The following is a 1,517-nucleotide window of genomic DNA, read 5'->3' on the forward strand; positions in this document are numbered from 1 at the left end:
CCGTCGGCGTGATCGCTGTCGACCCCTCCTCGCCGTACACCGGCGGCGCCGTCCTCGGCGACCGGATCCGGATGGGGTCGAACGTCGGCGACATGGACGTGTTCTTCCGGTCGATGAGCGCGCGCGGCCAGCTGGGCGGCCTCTCGACCGCGACCGCGGACGCCGTCAAGGCGCTCGACGCCTTCGGGAAGGACGTCGTCGTCCTGGAGACCGTCGGCGCCGGCCAGAACGAGGTCGACGTGGTGCGGACCGCCGACACGGTCGCCGTGCTGGTCCAGCCCGGCTCCGGCGACGACGTCCAGACGCTGAAGGCCGGCATCTTAGAGATCGGCGACGTGTTCGTCGTCAACAAGGCCGACATGGACGGCGCACAGCGGACCGTCGCCGAGCTGGAGGAGATGGTCCACCGCCGCGAGGGCGGTACGACCGCTCGCGACGCCGGCCACCACGGCGCGGCCTCGATGGCCTCGCCCGGCGCCGACGGGTCCGCGGCGGGTGACGGCGACCACGCGGCGGGCGACGGCGACCAATCCGACGAGGGCGGGCCGGACGCCGACGACTCGTGGACGCCGGACGTCTTAGAGACCGTCGCGAACACCGGCGAGGGGGTCGACGCATTGATCGGGGCGTTCGACGCGCACGCGGCGTACCTCCGGGAGTCCGGAGAGATCGCGGCGACCGAACGGCGCCGGTACGCCGAGGAGATCCGGACGCTCGTTCGCGCGGACGTGGGGGCGCTGGCGACCGCGGAGATAGAGCGTCACGGCGGGATCGACCGCCTCGCGGAGCGCGTCCGCGACCGCGAGACGGACCCGTACGCGGTCGCGGAGGCGATCGTCGGCCCGATCGCCGACTGCGTCGACGAGACGACGGTCGGCGAGCGCGACGACTGACGCCGGGCGTCCCCGAGTTCCCCGCGGGGCCGCTTCGTCCCGACCGCGCCGCCGCGTCCCACGAGTATAAGTCGCCAGCGAACCAACACGTTTCTATGAAACTCAGGAACCTCCTCGGCGGCGCCGTCCTCGGCGTCGGCGGGCTCGCCGCGCTCAACACCGGCCTCCGGTACGAGGGCGAACTGGAGTCCCCGCTCGACGGCGACGACGGGGTCTTCCGCTGGCGGGGGATGGACGTCGCCTACACCGAGGCGGGCGACCTGGACGACCCCGACCTTCTCCTACTCCACGGGATCAACGCCGCCGGCTCCTCCGGCGAGTGGCGCGCGGTGTTCGACGACCTGGCGGACGAGTACCACGTGGTCGCGCCGGACTTCCCCGGGTACGGGCGCTCGGACCGACCGCCGCTCCGCTACTCCGCCGCGCTGTACGAGGACTTCGTCCACGACTTCCTCGCGGAGTTCGACGAGCCGGCGGTCGTCGCCTCCTCGCTGTCGGCGGCGTACGCGGCCGCGGCGGTCGACGGCGGCGACGCGGCGGGCGGCGTTCGGATCTCCGGCTTCGTCGGGGTCTGCCCCACCGCGACCGCGGGGCCGAGCCCGGCGAAGGGGTGGCTCCGGGAGC

2 protein-coding genes are annotated in these 1,517 nt (G+C 73.6%); both read left to right on the forward strand.

The window, feature by feature from the left end; genetic code table 11:
• Window positions 1-893: ArgK/MeaB family GTPase (locus B9G38_RS17200; RefSeq protein WP_086221167.1), on the forward strand; the 893-nt coding region annotated here is incomplete at its 5' end.
• 95 nt (window positions 894-988) lie between these two features.
• On the forward strand, window positions 989-1,517 hold a 529-nt coding region (locus B9G38_RS17205), incomplete at its 3' end, for an alpha/beta fold hydrolase (RefSeq protein ID WP_143415623.1).

Source organism: Halorubrum sp. SD612, assembly GCF_002135005.1.